Source organism: Priestia sp. BR_2, from assembly GCF_041954005.1.
Lineage (GTDB): Bacteria > Bacillota > Bacilli > Paenibacillales > Paenibacillaceae > Paenibacillus_AQ > Paenibacillus_AQ lautus_A.
The window spans coordinates 1-1,963 of record NZ_JAVFHM010000002.1; the positions used below are offsets into that span (position 1 = coordinate 1).

Annotated in this window: 2 protein-coding genes; both read left to right on the forward strand. The window is 33.0% G+C overall.

From position 1 onward, the window contains the following. The coding region (locus tag RB298_RS00010) for an MFS transporter (RefSeq protein WP_486045118.1) at positions 1-1,205 on the forward strand (1,205 nt) is incomplete at its 5' end. 189 nt (positions 1,206-1,394) lie between these two features. Further along, positions 1,395-1,784, forward strand: a complete 390-nt coding sequence (locus RB298_RS00015; protein WP_486045120.1) for a MerR family transcriptional regulator — start codon at positions 1,395-1,397, stop codon at positions 1,782-1,784. Positions 1,785-1,963 lie beyond the last annotated feature (179 nt).

The following is a 1,963-nucleotide window of genomic DNA, read 5'->3' on the forward strand; positions in this document are numbered from 1 at the left end:
ATTTTTTGAAAGTAGGTTTGATACAAATGAGAAATTATCCTCTATCGATTTTTATCTTAGCAATAAGGGCTTTTGCTATTGGGATGACTGAATTTGTGCTAATGGGTATTTTACCTGACGTAGCACAAGACTTAGATATAACAATCTCTAAAGAAGGGCAATTTGTTTCCGTGTATGCCTTAGGAGTCGCTATAGGTGGTCCTATTATGACCTTGCTCACACTAAAAGTACCACGTAAGAAATTAATCATTATTTTAATTCTTTTTTCTATCATTGGAAATCTTGGTTCAGCACTTTCACCCAATTATGGTTCTTTAATATTATTCCGTATCATTGCTTCTTTAACACATGGAACTTACATGGGTGCTTGTGCTCTTTTAGCCACTAAATTAGTTTCCAAAGAGCGTTCTGGACGTGCAGTTAGTTTTATCTTTGCAGGTCTTTTGAGCTCTAACGTATTAGGAGTTCCTGTTGGTACGTTTGTTGGTCAACAATTGAGCTGGAGATATAGTTTTGGAGTTATTACGGTTCTCGGGATTATATCACTTATAGGAATTATATTTTTTGTACCCACTAACAAAGACCAAAGCGAGTTTAATGTAAAAAAAGAAATTCTTGCTTCTATAAAGCCACAAACAATCTTGACGTTATTTATCACGTTTTTTGGGTTCGGTGGAATGTATTTAGCGTTCACGTACATTACACCCATTTTAACGGATATCACCCATTTTAAAGCTAGTAACGTCTCTTGGATTTTGTTGATATTTGGAGTAGGTTCTACTATTGGTAGTATTATTGGGGGCAAGTTATCAGATTGGAAGCTTATGCCTTGGCTTATTATAAATATCATTTTGCTTATTGTGGTAATGGTTTTATATGGAGTTGTTGCTCCTTATAAGGGACTTGTTATCCCGTTAACATTTGTTTGGGGGTTAATAGCCTACTCGCTTTTACCAACTATTCAGTCAAGGTTAGTACTTCTAGCATCGGATGCTCCAAACCTTGCATCAACACTAACAAATACAGCTTTTAATATAAGTATCTCTTTTGCTGCCTTTTTTGGAGGAGTCATTATTGATGTGTTTAGTTTATCCCTTATCTTCTTTATTGGTGCTATCCAGTCTTTTGTGGGGTTAATTTTAGCATTAATTAGTTATTTCGTGGATAGAAGGAAAAGCGCCGATACACAAGTAGAAGGACAGTAAGAGAAAATGCTACTTTTCTCTATTCGTAAGCAGAACTCAATTTTATAAGTTCTAAACTATGCTCCTGGTAGAAGCCAGGAGCATTTATTTTTTATTATCCATGTGATTTATGAAATTTTCTATTTGCATTAAAGTTTACTTCAACGTTTATAATGTTAACAGAACAAACGTTAAAGTGAGGTTTAATTTATGGCAGAGTATAATATTAATGAAGTATCAAAGATGATGGACATACCTTCTCATCCCATACGATTTTATGAAAAAGAAGGGTTAATACCTTTTGTTAAAAGAGGGGAAAATGGATATCGCATTTTTCGAGAAGAAGACCTTGGATGGTTAGATTTCATTAGATGTTTAAAGATAACTGGCATGCCAGTAAGTGAGCTTAGGGAGATTATTACACTCACCATAAATGGCGAAGATAACTTTGATTTAAGACGAGCTATTTTATTTAATCATCTAGAGAATTTAAAAGAACAACAAATACAATTGGATAAAGCCTTTGACAAAGTATATACGAAGTTAAAGTACTTCGATAAACTTGAAGAAGAATTTAAGAATAAAAATAAAACAATGTAAAGATATAGAATATATCAAGATGCACGTGAAAATAGATTAATCGCTAATTTTTATTTCTATTTTATCTTCTTTTGCTTAACAGAACAGTGAGAAAACCAGGCCATTCACAATAATATATGAAGAAAAGATATGAATTCCTTAGTAATCAAGAGTTTACGCTTTTTTGCTAACTAATCATA